We start from the raw sequence: 12,257 nt of genomic DNA on the forward strand, positions 1-12,257 counted from the left end.
GTGCGATCGTCCAGGCATGGACGTTCTGGGTGACCTCTTCCGCGACGTGCGGGCGCACGGCTCGCTCTTCGGCAGCTCCGCGCTCTCCCCGCCCTGGTCGCTGCACTTCGTCGACGGGGCGCCGCTCACCCTCTGCACCGTCCTCGACGGCGCGGGCTGGATCGTGCCCGAAGACGGCCCGCCGGTGCCGCTGCGCGCCTACGAGACCGTCGTCGTGCGCGGGCCCGGGACCTTCCGGTTCGTCGATGACCCCGGTACCCGCGCCGAAACCGTTGCCTGCGGGGAATTCTGCGCCGAGCCGGACCAGGGCGGGACCCGGCACCGGCGGGGGTGGTACGACCCCGGGACCGGCGCCACGACCCTGATCGTCGGGGCCTACCCCGTCGGCGGGGAGCTCAGCCGCCCGCTGCTGGACGCCCTGCCCGTCGTGCTGCGCGTGGCCGGCGGGGGCACCGGGGACGCCGTGCTCGACCACCTCGCCGCCGAAGTCGCCGCCGACACGCCGGGGCAGCAGGTCGTCCTGGACCGGCTGCTCGACTGGATGCTCGTCTGCACGCTGCGCGAGTGGTTCGACCGGCCCGGCGGCGAGCCCCCGGCCTGGTGGACCGCCCAGCGCGACCCCGTCGTCGGCCACGCGCTGCGGCTGCTGCACGACGAGCCCGCGGCGCCGTGGACGGTGGGCGCGCTGGCCGGCCGGGCCGGCGTGTCGCGGTCGACGCTCGCCAAGCGCTTCGCCGACCTCGTGGGCGAACCGCCGCTGACCTACCTCACCCGCCGCCGGATGACGCTCGCCGCCGACCGCCTCCTCGACGGCGCCAGCGTGGCGACGGTCGCGCGCGAAGCCGGGTACGCCGACCCCTTCGCGTTCAGCGCCGCCTTCAAGCGCGTGCGCGGGGTCAACCCGAGCGGGTTCCGGAAGCACCGACCACCCGAAAAGACGGCGACCCAGGTGTTGTCAGACCGTCAACAAGGGTGCATCGTGGAGGGGTAGCCGATCTCAGCGGGGAGATGGTCACTTTGCCGGGCACCGTGAGCCGAGCCACCGAAGCACTGCGTGAACGCGTGCCGCCCTTGACGGCGCTCCCCCTCCCCCGCGGGGTCGACGAACGCTGGCTGCGGTCGCGCTGGCCGGTCAAGGAACTCGCGGCACCGCCCGCGGGCAGCGGCCTCAAGCCCGTGCTCGGCGACGAAGGCCCGCCGGTGGTCGGGCACATGCTCGAGATGATGCGCTTCGGCCCCGCGTTCGGCCTCCGCCGCCACGAGCTCTACGGCCCGGTGTCGTGGACCGCCGGCTTCGGGCGGCGGATCGTCGCGCTGTCCGGGCCGGAAGCCACGCAGATCGCGCTCGTCAACAAGGACAAGGCGTTCTCGCAGGAGGGCTGGAAGTTCTTCATCGAGAAGTTCTTCGAACGCGGCCTGATGCTGATGGACTTCGGCGAGCACCACCTGCACCGCCGGATCATGCAGGAGGCGTTCACCCGGCAGCGGCTGACCGGCTACGTCAACGAGATGGGTCCCGCGCTGCGCGAAGGCGTCGCGAGCTGGGAGTCGAGCGGGCGGCCGCGGCTGTACTGGTCGCTCAAGCAGCTGACCCTCGACGTCGCGACGCGCGTGTTCATGGGCATGCGCAGCGGCGCCGACGCGCACCGGATCAACCGCGCGTTCGTCAACTCCGTGCGCGCCGGCACCGCGTTCGTGCGCTTCCCGGTGCCGGGCGGGCGCTGGGCGGCCGGCCTGCACGGGCGGCGCGTCCTCGAGCGCTACTTCGGCGAGAACCTCCCGGCCAAGCGGGCTTCCGACGGCGACGACCTGTTCTCCGCGCTCTGCCACGCCACCACCGAGGACGGCGACCGGTTCAGCGACACCGACATCGTCAACCACATGATCTTCCTGATGATGGCCGCGCACGACACGACGACCATCACCAGCAGCGCCATGGCGTACTACCTGGCCAAGCACCCGGAGTGGCAGGAGCGCGCCCGCGCGGAGTCGCTCGCGCTGGGCGAGGACGTCCTCGACATCGACGCCGTCGACAAGCTCGAGACGCTCGACCTGGTCATGAAGGAGGCGCTGCGGCTGGTCGCGCCGGTGCCGTCGCTGACCCGCCAGACCGTCAAGGACACCGAGGTGCTCGGGCACTACATCCCGGCGGGCACGCTGGTCGGCGTCTCGCCCACGATCAACCACTTCACGCCGGAGTGCTGGACGAACCCCTTCGAGTTCGACCCCGAGCGGTTCGCCGAGCCGCGCCGCGAGGACAAGTCGCACCGGATGGCGTGGATGCCCTTCGGCGGCGGCGCGCACAAGTGCATCGGGCTCCACTTCGGCGGCCTCGAGGTGAAGTTGCTGATGCACGAAATGCTGCGCGCCTACCGCTGGTCGGTTCCGGAGAGTTACACCGCGAAGTGGGATTACGTCTCGTTGCCGGTCCCGGCCGACGGCCTGCCGGTCCGGCTGACGCCTCGCTGACGCGGCCGCCGTCTACCACGGCATACAGGCCGTGACAAGATGTCACCTCATGTGGACACTCGTTCACTCGTTCAGCCGGTAGACACCCCGTGACCCGCATGATGGCGTGGCATCGGTCGCGGGCGAGGGGTACCCAGTGTTTCCCCATGCCCGCCGACACCCCGTCTGAACTGGCCTGACCTGTGCGTGAAGAGGTGGAGTGTGCCTGAACCCGGAGCCGCGCCAGGACTGCTGGACGTGGCCCGCCGGTGGGCGGCGACGTTGGCCGACACCAAAGGAGTAACACTTCCCCCGGAGGAGCTCGAACCCCTCCTGCTCGAGGTCGCGACCGAGGCCGCCGACCACGCCGGCTCGCGCCACGACGGCGCGCTGCAGCGGTTCTCCGCGCTCTACGCCGCGTCCCCGATGGGGATCGCGCTGGCCGACCCGGACGGCGACATCGTGGAGGCCAACCTCGCGCTCGGTCAGCTGCTCGGCTGCTCGCCGGAGAAGCTGCGCGGCAAGCACCTCACCGACCTCGGCTCGACCGACCACGATGTCTCGCGGCTCAAGGCCGGGCTCGAGCAGGTGCGCACCGCGCGCGAGCGGTACCAGGAGCGGATGCTGCTCGACCACGCCGAGGACGGGCAGCTCTGGACCGACGTCACGGTCGCCCGGCTGCCCGGCGACCGGCCGGGGTCGGTGTACCCGGTGCTGATGGTCTCCGACGCGAACGAGCTGCACCTGCTGCAGGAACGGCTGCTGCACCAGAACGTGCACGACCCGCTGACCGGGCTGCCGAACGCGTCGTCGTTCACCACCACGCTGGAAGCGGCGCTCGGCGCCGGTGCGCACGACGACATCGCGCTGATCTACCTCGACGTCGACGGCTTCAAGGTGATCAACGACGGCCTCGGCGCCGGCGTCGGCGACCAGGTGCTGCGCGGGGTGGCGGGCAAGCTGTCGGCGGTCTTCACCGGCCACCACGGCGGGTTCGTCGCGCGGCTGTCCGGCGACGGCTTCGCGGTGCTGCTGCGCGGCGAGCTCTCGGCCACCGAGGTCGTCGAGCTGGTCGAGCGCGCGCTGGAGGACCTCAACGAGCCGATCTACCTGGGCGGGCACGGCATCGGCGTCAGCGCGAGCGCGGGCATCGTGGTGCGCGCGGCCGTCGAGGGCGGCGCGGCGGAGCTGCTGCGGGCGGCGGAAATCGCGCTGCACCGCGCCAAGGAGGCCGGCAAGGCGCAGTGGATGCTGTTCGACCCGGAGCTGGACGCCCGCGACCGCGGCCGCTACCAGCTCGGCGCGGTGATCGCGGGCGCGCTGGAGAACGGCGAGTTCTCGCTCGTCTACCAGCCGACGGTCCGGCTCGCCCGCCCGGCCGAGCTCGCCGCCGTCAACGCCGGGCTGCGGTGGAACCACCCGGAGAAGGGCGAGCTGAGCTCCGACGAGTTCTACCCGCTCGCCCAGACGACGGGCATGACGGTGCCGCTCGGCCGCTGGCTCCTGGCCGAGTCCCTGGCGGCGACGGCCCGCTGGCGCACCCGCTTCGGCGAGGCGGCGCCCGACGTCTGCGTCCGCCTCCCGGCGCGCCTGGCCATCGACCCGGACCTGGTCCTGCTGGTGAAGGAGCAGCTGGACAAGCACGAGCTGCCGGCGAAGGCCCTGCGCCTGTGCACCGACCGCGACTCGGTCCTCGACCCGGGCGGCGAGGTCCTGGAGTCGTTCGCGGTGCTGTCCGACCTCGGCGCCCAGCTGGTCCTGACGATTTCGGGCTCGGCGGACCTGGAGCTGATCCCCCAGCACGACCTCCCGATCCGCCACGTGATCCTGTCCGGCCCGGTGATCGACGCGCTCGACGCCCCGGAGCCGGCGGAGGCGGACGTCCGCCACCTGACCCAGCTGATCACCCGCGCCCGCGAGCTGGAGCTGCGCGTCGGCGCGGAGGGCGTCCGCACGCACGAGCAGGCGACCCGGCTGCGGCAGCTGGGCGTCCTGGCGGCGAGGGGCCCGTTCGTGACGGATTCGGCGACGGGCGACGAGGTCGACGAGCTGATCGCGCGGCACCCGGGCTGAGCCGGCCGGCGACCAAGCCGATGGCGGGCCGGCTCCGAAGGACCGGCAGGATGGTTCTGCCGCCGACGAAAGGACGTCCATGGACGCCGGAGACCTCGCCCCCGACTTCACGCTGCCCGACGACCGGGGGGCCGACCGCACGCTGTCGGACTTCCTGGCCACCGGGCCGGTCGTGCTGTTCTTCTACCCCGCCGCCATGACCGGGGGCTGCACCGCCGAGAGCTGCCACTTCCGCGACCTCGCCGCGGAGTTCGCCGAGGTGGGCGCGCACCGGATCGGGATCAGCCCGGACGGTGTCACCAAGCAGCGGCAGTTCTCCGAAGCCAACGGCTTCGACTACCCGCTGCTGTCCGATGTGGACGGCGAGGTCGCGAAGCAGTTCGGCGTCTGGCGGAAACTCCTGCCGCTGCACGCCAAGCGCGCCACGTTCGTGATCGGCGAGGACCGGAAGGTGCTCGAGAAGATCAAGAGTGAGCTGAACTTCACGGTCCACGCCGACCAGGCGCTCAAGGTGCTGCGGGAGCGCAACAAGGTGTCCTGAGCGGTCAGCGGCGCCACCCGCGCGGCGGCCACCCCGGCGGCCGGCGGACACCGGCCGCCGGCCACCCCCGCGGCCGGTCGCGCCGGCGCCGCCGGAGCGCGTACTCGTGGGCGTCGGCCCGGTTCCCGCGCCGCTCGGCCCGGCTCGCGACCTCGCGGCGCTCGCACAGCCACCGATCGCTCACATATCCCCAGTTCACGGCCTCTCCCTCCGCCAGACGTGGTTGGTGCCCGCGCACGACGGAGCGAGCGGCTTCTCCACGGGTTCCTCGCGCACCTTGGTGAACCCGAGGCGCTCGGGCACCGCTCCACTTCGGACGTTCAGCTCGTCGTGCTTGATCTCGACGTAGCCCGCGCCGAGCCGGAACGCTTCCGCCGTCAGGAACCCGGCGGCCCGGGTGATCAGGCCGCGCCCGGTGTAGCCGTCCGCGAGCCAGTAGCCGATCTCGACGCCGCCGTCCCGGGCCATCGTGCCGATGGCGCCCGCGATCGCGCCGCCGACGCGGATCGCGAAGTCGTGGGTTTCGCCGGTCTCCCAGTTCGCCCTGGTGCGGCGCAGGAACTCGGCGGAGTCGTCGGCGGAGTACCCGCCGGTCGCCCAGATCATCCACGCGCCGATGTGGTCGAGGGACCCGCCGACGGTCGCGGTGAGTTCGGGCCCGTCGGCGAACTGCCAGCGGGCCAAGGTGAATTCGTCCACGCGATACGACTCGGCCGGGGTCTCCATGGCTCCCATGGTGCCCCGGCCGGGAAAAGATCGCGCGCGATTTTCCGGCTCGGCCGCTGCCGGCGGAGCGCGTGGCCCCCTCACACCACCGGACGGCGGCCGGAAATCGACTGGCGCGTCGAGCACGTCGTTTCACGGGTAGTACTCGAGAACTTCGCCGCACCCGGCAGGCGAAGCGCCGGATGGCACTGACTCCCTTCGGCCTCTCACGGGGCCGCGAACTCAAGGATCCGGGTGTCCGCGGGTGCGGAAAGATCCCCGATTTCGTCCTGTTCGCGTCCGCGTCCGCAGAAAAGATGGCATAGCGCTCCACTTGGTCCGCAGCCCCCGCTACCTCGAGGTCCACCAACGAAGCGCCGAAGAAAGCGCACAGGTCGTCTAGCAGGAAACACCGTATCGGCACGAACACTTGCTGCGTGGGGAGTTCCGAGCAAGGCACGGCATCGACACCCGATCCCCCGAAGCTCTGCGAACGCTTCTCAAGCAATCGTTCGACGACTGGTCGGAGCTTCAGAAGACCGGAAAGCCGGCCCGCGCCTCGATCGCGCACGCCAAGCGATTCGTCTGGTACCGCCCCGACAGCGACCTCGGCACTTTCGTGGAAGCCGCGCGGTCGGAGCTTCGCCTCCCACTGCCACGATGACGAACGCTCGAAGCCGGCCAAGCGGCGGCGGGGCCTGCACCCGCGCAACGGCCGGTGCAGGCCCCGCCAAGCCCGAAGCCGGACGGCTCAGTTGACGATGACGCTGTCCGGCACCGCCGAGTCGTTCTTCAGCGCGTCGAACAGCTGCTTCGACTTGTTCTTGTCCCAGTTCTCCGCCGACCCGCTCGTCACCGGCACCGTCGTCGTCACCACGCCGCCCGAAGAAATGCCGCGCATCGCGATCGCCAGGCCCGCCAGGTTGTGGACGTGGTCGCTCGAATCCATCGTCAGCGCGTCCGGGGCCGAGGACAGCAGGGGGAAGAAGTCGAACGGGTTGAGCAGCGTGCCCGGGCTCGCGATCTGGCTGACCAGCGCGCCGATGAACTTGCGCTGGTTGGCGACGCGGTCGAGGTCCGAGCGCGGGGTCGCGTCGCTGTGGCGCATGCGGACGAAGCCCAGCGCGGAGCGGCCGTCGAGGGACTGGCAGCCGGCCTTGATGCTGATGCCGGTCATCGTGTCGTTCATGTCTTTGTCGATGCACATGTCGACGCCGCCGATCGCGTCGACGATCTTGGCGAAGCCGCCGAAGCCGATCTCCGCGTAGTGGTCGAGGTGCAGGCCGGTGGCGCCTTCGACGGTCTGCGCGAGCAGCTTCGGGCCGCCGAGGGAGAAGGCCGCGTTGATCTTGTTCGTGCCGTGGCCCGGGATCTTCACCTGGGAGTCGCGCGGCAGCGACAGCAGCGTCGGCTTCGTGTCGTTGTCCGGGATGTGCGCGACCATGATCGTGTCGGTGCGCTGCCCGCCGCCCGCCGCGGCGACGTCGCCGGTGGCCAGCCGCTCCTCGTCCTCGGCCGTGAGGCCTTCGCGGCTGTCCGAGCCGACGATCAGCCAGTTGGTGCCGGACTCGGCGACCGGGCGGCCGGAGTAGTCGGCGAGCGCGTCGACGCGCTTGATCGAGAACTCCAGGTAGACCCAGATGCCGGCGAGGAAGACGACGAAGACCAGCACCAGCGTGCCCAGGACCTTGCCGAAGCTCCACCGGCGCCGCCGCGGCGGGCGGGACGGCGGGTAGTCGTCGGCCGGGCGCGGGGGCTCGCGGCGCGGGGGCGGGGGCGGCGCGTACTGGGGCTCGGGCTCCCCCATCGGGCGGGTGCGCTCGTCGTACGGGCTCCGGCCGCGCCCGGGCAGCGGCATCATCTGCGCGCGCTGGTGCTCCCGGGAGCGCCCGGCGGGCGGCCGGGGCGGCGGCATCCGGCGCCCGCCGTCGTCGCCTCGGTACGTCATCGCCATCACCCAATCCCGATCCGGACAAACCTGTCTTCGTCAGTACACCGCACATGTCCGCTAGGAGGACGTCCGGCACCGGGGTGGGGTTGCGACGCGGGGCTACTCGCCGGTCGCCTCGTAGCCGAACTGGTGGACCTTGAGGTACCCGGAGCGGAACCCGGCCTCCGAATAGGCCAGGTAGAACTCCCACATCCGGCGGAAGACGTCGTCGAACCCGAACCCGGCGATGTCGGTCCAGCGGTGCAGGAACCGTTCGCGCCACAACCGTAACGTGCGCGCGTAGTCCTGGCCGAACTCGCGCATCCCGGCCAGCTTGAGCCGGGTGTTCGCCTTGACGCCCTCCTCGATCGAGCGCACCGACGGGATGATGCCGCCCGGGAAGATGTACTTGTGGATCCAGGTGTAGGCGCGCGACGACGCCAGCATCCGGTCGTGGTCCATGGTGATGGCCTGCAGGCCGAAGCGCCCGCCGGGGCGCAGCCGCTCGCCGATCGTCTCGTAGAACGCCGGCCAGTAGGACGCGCCGACGGCCTCGATCATCTCGACGCTGACCACGGCGTCGTACTGGCCGCTCGACTCCCGGTAGTCGCACAGCTTCACGTCGACGCGGTCGGAGAAGCCGGCCGCCGCGATCCGCTCGGTCGCCAGCGCGCGCTGTTCTTCCGAGATGGTCAGTGACGTCACGCGCGCGCCGCGGGCGGCGGCGCGGATGGCGAGTTCACCCCATCCGGTACCGATTTCGAGGACTTCGCTGCCGTCGCGGACGCCCGCGTAGTCGAGGACGCTGTCGATCTTGCGGTGCTGGGCCGCGGTGAGGTCGTCGCCGGGGCCGAACAGCGCCGAGGAGTACATCATCGACCCGTCGAGGAAGGCCCCGAACAGGTCGTTCGACAGGTCGTAGTGCCGGTGGATGTTGGCCCGCGCGCCTTCGAGGCTGTTCTCCTCCGACGGCGGCTGGGTGCGCTCGGCGATCCGCCGGAACTTCTGCAGCGCCGGCGGGACCAGGGTGCCCATCCGCTCGGCGAACGGCGTCAGCACCTCGGCCAGGTCGGACGCGGTCCAGTCACCGGCCATGTAGGACTCGCCGAAGCCGATCTTGGCGTCGGCGCCGAGGCGGTGGAAGAAGGATTCGGGGCGCAGAATCCGCATTTCGGGTGAACCCGGGCCGCCGGCGCCGAGCACCGTGCCGTCCGGGAACGTCACCCGCACGTCGAGCGGGCGGACCGCGCGGCGGAACAGCGCGGCGGCGATGCGCGCGCGCACCGGTGAGTGCGGCGGGCTGGCCAGGCCCGGCCAGCGGGACTCCTCAGGCACGTCCTCCGCCGATACCCGGTCAACGCTCGAAGTCGTCACGGTCGCTCCCTCCGGCCGGCATCGCCGGTGATCGATCTTAATCGCGCACCCCGCAGGGCGCTTCGCCGAATGCCCTGTTCGGGGCGGTCTCACACGGGTATTCGGAGCCGCTCGGGCCCCGGTGCGGCCCACGCGCCGCGCAACTCGTCACCGACGTCCCCGGCGAGCACTTCCAGTGTGAAAGCAATCGTCAGCCGGGTCCACACGGACGAGCGGCGCAGCATCGCGTGGCCCTCGTTGGCGATCTCGAACCGCGCGACGCGGGCGGCGACGCCTTCGGCGCGTTCGGCGAAGGCGTGCGACTCCGCCGGGCTGGTCATCCGGTCGCGGGTGCCGTGCACGATGAGCACGGACCGCCCGGCGACGGCCCCGACCGGCTCGCCGCGCGGCGTCCACGGCGCCAGCGCGCAGATCCCGCGCACGGCGGGGTCGTCGGCGACGCGCAGCGCCACCCGGCCGCCCATGGAGTGCCCGACGAGCACGACCGGGACGCCGGGGTGGTCGGCGCGGATCCGCTCGAGGGCCCAGCGGGCGTCGTCGAGGGGGTGCATGGCGGGCGCGTTCCAGCCGTAGCGGCGGTTGCGCAGCAGCCGCACCTCGACGCCGCGGCGCCGGCCGGCCCGGTGCAGGGCGCGCGCGATCGGGACCATCCTCAGGTAGGCGAGCTTCCAGGGCGGCACCGCGCCCAGGCCGCGTTCCGCGCCGCCGTGCAGCACGAGCACGACCGCCTCGGTCCGCCCGCGCGCCGGCCGCACGGACACCGCCGGTTCCGCCTCGCTCACCCGCGTCCTCCTCGTCGCCCGCATTCGGGTCAACTCGATCGTCCACCCGGCTGTTCCCCCGCGCACCACCATCTTCGCGGTAGATTCGGCGCCCGATCCCCGACGGAAGGGTGGGTGTGGTGAGCGCCACGGACATCTCCGGCAGTGTCGCCAAGCAACTGGCGGACGTCGAGCAGGCCAACGCCGAGGCAGTGCGCGAAGCGGCGGAACTGGTCCTGGGGGTGATCCGGGCCGACGCACTGGTCTACACCGCGGGCGCCGGGCACTCGCTGGCCGCCGTCGCCGAGACGTTCTACCGGGCCGGCGGGCTGGCGTGCGTCTACCCGCTCTACCACCCGGACCTGCTGCCGCTGCACGGCGCGGTGAGCAGCACGCAGACCGAGCGGCGCACCGGGCTGGCCGCGGAGGTGCTGGCCGAGCGCGCCCCGGGCCCGGCCGACGTGCTGGTGGTCTTCTCGACGTCCGGCTCGAACCCGTACCCGGTCGAGCTGTGCATCGAAGCGCGCGAGCGCGGCGCGGCGGTCATCGCGGTGACGTCTCGGGCGTGCGTGGCGGCGGCGCCGAAGCGGTCGTCGAGCAACCTGGTCGAGCAGGGCACGGTGGTGCTGGACTCGCTGGTCATCCCCGGCGACGCGAGCTACCCGCCGGACGCCCCGCGCACCGCGCCGCTGTCCACTGTGGTCAACGCGTTCCTGTGGAACCTGGTGCTCGCGCAGGTGTACGACCGCGGCGCGGCCGAGGGTCTCGACGTCCCGCTGTGGCGCAGCTCCAATGTGGAGGGCGGCGACGAGGCGAACGCGGCCCTGCTGGAGAAGTACAGCGCGATCGTCCCCCGGCTGCGCTAGCCCGGACGTCCGCCCCAGTCCGTGAAAAAGCACCGGCCGGGCACGTCTTGACGGGCGTGCCCGGCCGCTTTAGCTTCGACATACCGACTGGTCGGTGTGGACCGGTCGCGCCCCGAGGAGGTCCGATGGACAGCGCCATGGCGACCGTGCACGGCGAGTGCGCGCCCGGTTTCGAACCGGTGCGCGAGGCCTTCGAAGAGAACTTCCGATCCCGCGGTGAGCTGGGCGCGGCGTTCACCGCCACCCGGCACGGCGAGGTCGTGGCCGACCTGTGGGGCGGCTGGACCGGGCCGGAGCGCGACGCACCCTGGCAGCCGGACACGCTCGCCAACGTGTGGTCGACGACCAAGGGCATGACCGCGCTCTGCGCGCACCGGCTCGCCGACGCCGGCGAGCTGGACATCGACGCCCCGGTCGCGAAGTACTGGCCGGAGTTCGCCGCGGCGGGCAAGGCCGAGGTGCCGGTGCGGTGGCTGCTCTCGCACCGCTCCGGCGTGCCCGGCATCGGCCTCGGCCGGCCCGTCCGGGTCGACGAGCTGTACGACTGGGACCTGATGACGTCGCTGCTGGCGGCCCAGGAACCGCTCTGCGAGCCCGGTTCCGCGGGCGGCTACCACGCGCTGGCGTACGGGTGGCTCGTCGGCGAGGTCGTGCGGCGGGTCGCCGGGCAGGGCATCCGGGAGTTCTTCGCCGAGCAGGTCGCCACCCCGCTCGGCGCCGACTTCTCGATCGGCCTGGCCGACGACGCCGACCTGGCCCGGTGCGCGACCCTCGTGGATCCGGTGCTGACCGAGGAGGTGGCGAACGCGCTGGCCGCCGCGTTCGCGAGCGCCGGACCGGTCGCGCGGGCCGCGCTGGCCAACCCGCGCCTGTCCGGCCACGACGCGAACGAGCCGGCCTTCCGCCGCGCGGTCATGCCGGCGCTGAACGGCCACGGCACGGCCCGCGCGATCGCGACGATCTACGGCACACTGGCCACCGGCGGGCTGCTGTCCGCACCGGCGCTGGCGAAGGCCCGCGAGAGCCAGGGCAAGGAGATCGACGCGGTCCTGGGCCTGCCGAACGAGTGGGGCCTGGGCTTCTACCTGGGCAGCGACGCCCACGGCTTCGGCCCGAACCCGACGGCCTTCGGCCACGACGGCCTCGGCGGTTCGACCGGCGGCGCCGACCCGGAGAACGGCATCTCGTTCGGCTACACGCTCAACCAGCTGGGGCCGCTGATCCGCGACGATCCCCGGAAGATGGCCCTGGTCCAGGCGGTGTACGCGAGCCTGGACGACCAGAACGCCTGACGGACGGGGCCGGCGAGGGTTCGGGGCGATACCCGCACCCGCCGCCAGGTGTGCTGGGCCCAGCACGCGGGCCGGGCCGCGACAACCGCAGCCCGCAGCGTGATCGCGAAGAGCGGCCCAGCTCGGACAGGCCCCTCGGCCAGGCGCAGCTGCCCCGGCGCGCGAGGCCGGGCCCCCGCAGCACGCACCGGGGCCCAGCGCGGGAAGGCCATGCCACCGGCGGCGGCCAGAGCGCACGGGTCGGCGCCCGCAGGTCGGCCGCAGCAC

At 72.4% G+C, this 12,257-nt stretch carries 11 protein-coding genes; 6 read left to right on the forward strand and 5 right to left on the reverse strand.

The features are described from left to right. The first annotated feature begins 16 nt into the window (after positions 1 to 16). From MUY14_RS21870 to MUY14_RS21885, 4 genes are all read left to right on the forward strand, one after another. Positions 17 to 991, forward strand: coding sequence for an AraC family transcriptional regulator (locus tag MUY14_RS21870; RefSeq protein ID WP_247011405.1), 975 nt, complete (start codon positions 17 to 19; stop codon positions 989 to 991). 17 nt (positions 992 to 1,008) lie between these two features. After that, positions 1,009 to 2,469: a cytochrome P450 gene (locus MUY14_RS21875; RefSeq protein ID WP_247011407.1), complete on the forward strand. Its 1,461-nt coding sequence runs from the start codon at positions 1,009 to 1,011 to the stop codon at positions 2,467 to 2,469. A gap of 237 nt (positions 2,470 to 2,706) precedes the next feature. Then, complete coding sequence (locus MUY14_RS21880; protein WP_247025197.1) at positions 2,707 to 4,521, forward strand: diguanylate cyclase domain-containing protein; 1,815 nt, start codon at positions 2,707 to 2,709, stop codon at positions 4,519 to 4,521. Positions 4,522 to 4,600: 79 nt separating this feature from the next. Further along, on the forward strand, positions 4,601 to 5,062 hold the full coding sequence (locus MUY14_RS21885; protein ID WP_247011409.1) for a peroxiredoxin: 462 nt from the start codon (positions 4,601 to 4,603) through the stop codon (positions 5,060 to 5,062). A gap of 4 nt (positions 5,063 to 5,066) precedes the next feature. Here MUY14_RS21885 and MUY14_RS21890 read toward each other — a convergent pair whose 3' ends face one another. From MUY14_RS21890 to MUY14_RS21910, 5 genes are all read right to left on the reverse strand, one after another. Next, the gene (locus tag MUY14_RS21890) at positions 5,067 to 5,261 is read right to left on the reverse strand and encodes a hypothetical protein (RefSeq protein ID WP_247011411.1); all 195 of its coding nucleotides are present in this window, start codon (positions 5,259 to 5,261) and stop codon (positions 5,067 to 5,069) included. Beyond that, a complete protein-coding gene (locus MUY14_RS21895; protein WP_247011412.1) occupies positions 5,258 to 5,788 on the reverse strand; it encodes a GNAT family N-acetyltransferase in 531 nt (176 codons plus the stop codon). The genes MUY14_RS21890 and MUY14_RS21895 overlap by 4 nt, the downstream gene beginning before the upstream one ends. A 730-nt stretch (positions 5,789 to 6,518) precedes the next feature. Beyond that, positions 6,519 to 7,721 carry an LCP family protein gene (locus MUY14_RS21900; RefSeq protein ID WP_247011413.1) on the reverse strand — a complete coding sequence of 401 codons (1,203 nt, stop codon included), beginning with the start codon at positions 7,719 to 7,721 and terminating at the stop codon, positions 6,519 to 6,521. A gap of 96 nt (positions 7,722 to 7,817) precedes the next feature. Next, positions 7,818 to 9,071 carry a cyclopropane-fatty-acyl-phospholipid synthase family protein gene (locus tag MUY14_RS21905; protein ID WP_247011414.1) on the reverse strand — a complete coding sequence of 418 codons (1,254 nt, stop codon included), beginning with the start codon at positions 9,069 to 9,071 and terminating at the stop codon, positions 7,818 to 7,820. Positions 9,072 to 9,160: 89 nt separating this feature from the next. Beyond that, positions 9,161 to 9,853, reverse strand: coding sequence for an alpha/beta hydrolase (locus MUY14_RS21910; protein WP_247011415.1), 693 nt, complete (start codon positions 9,851 to 9,853; stop codon positions 9,161 to 9,163). Between the two features lie 116 nt (positions 9,854 to 9,969). On the opposite strand from MUY14_RS21910, the gene MUY14_RS21915 reads away from it, so the two are divergent. Both MUY14_RS21915 and MUY14_RS21920 read left to right on the forward strand, forming a co-directional pair. Then, positions 9,970 to 10,698, forward strand: coding sequence for an SIS domain-containing protein (locus MUY14_RS21915; protein WP_247011416.1), 729 nt, complete (start codon positions 9,970 to 9,972; stop codon positions 10,696 to 10,698). A 125-nt stretch (positions 10,699 to 10,823) separates the two neighbouring features. Beyond that, the gene (locus tag MUY14_RS21920; RefSeq protein ID WP_247011417.1) at positions 10,824 to 11,990 is read left to right on the forward strand and encodes a serine hydrolase domain-containing protein; all 1,167 of its coding nucleotides are present in this window, start codon (positions 10,824 to 10,826) and stop codon (positions 11,988 to 11,990) included. The last annotated feature ends 267 nt before the right edge of the window (positions 11,991 to 12,257 follow it).

Source organism: Amycolatopsis sp. FBCC-B4732 (assembly GCF_023008405.1).
Taxonomy (GTDB): Bacteria; Actinomycetota; Actinomycetes; order Mycobacteriales; family Pseudonocardiaceae; genus Amycolatopsis; species Amycolatopsis pretoriensis_A.

Coding starts and splice junctions, on each gene's coding strand:
- MUY14_RS21920 (WP_247011417.1), top strand. CDS start 10,824: ATGGACAGCGCCATGGCGACCGTGCACGGCGAGTGCGCGCCCGGTTTC.
- MUY14_RS21900 (WP_247011413.1), bottom strand. CDS start 7,721: ATGGCGATGACGTACCGAGGCGACGACGGCGGGCGCCGGATGCCGCCG.
- MUY14_RS21870 (WP_247011405.1), top strand. CDS start 17: ATGGACGTTCTGGGTGACCTCTTCCGCGACGTGCGGGCGCACGGCTCG.
- MUY14_RS21875 (WP_247011407.1), top strand. CDS start 1,009: ATGGTCACTTTGCCGGGCACCGTGAGCCGAGCCACCGAAGCACTGCGT.
- MUY14_RS21885 (WP_247011409.1), top strand. CDS start 4,601: ATGGACGCCGGAGACCTCGCCCCCGACTTCACGCTGCCCGACGACCGG.
- MUY14_RS21895 (WP_247011412.1), bottom strand. CDS start 5,788: ATGGAGACCCCGGCCGAGTCGTATCGCGTGGACGAATTCACCTTGGCC.